Source organism: Mesorhizobium sp. M00.F.Ca.ET.216.01.1.1 (genome assembly GCF_004010325.2).
GTDB lineage: Bacteria > Pseudomonadota > Alphaproteobacteria > Rhizobiales > Rhizobiaceae > Mesorhizobium.
The window spans coordinates 1-325 of sequence record NZ_SADR02000355.1; the positions used below are offsets into that span (position 1 = coordinate 1).

Consider the following 325-nt stretch of genomic DNA (forward strand, 5'->3'; position numbering starts at 1 on the left):
GTTCAGGCTCGGTGACGCTGAGCCGAAGCACCGGACTGCGCGACACCCGGGCGTTGATGGCGTCCCGATTGGCTGTTGAGCGTCGATCGAGATCCTCCACCGACCCGAGCGGCCTCTCGGAGCGCACTAGGCCGAAAGTCGTCTCTGCGAATGCGAGCGCGGAGTAGGTATTGATAACGCCGCCCAGCATCTTGTCGCCTTGCGGATCGTAAAGCGGTCCGACCGCGACCGAGCGATCGCCGCTCAAAGGCCGTTTGGGGTCCGCTGGCACCGCGATTTTGAGCTCGCGAGGAATTGCCCAGGAAGGATCCCGCTGGTTGCGCTC

1 pseudogene is annotated in these 325 nt (G+C 64.3%); it reads right to left on the reverse strand.

The features are described from left to right. Nucleotides 1-325: pseudogene (locus EN859_RS38520) on the reverse strand (phosphoglycerate dehydrogenase); the annotation flags it as partial.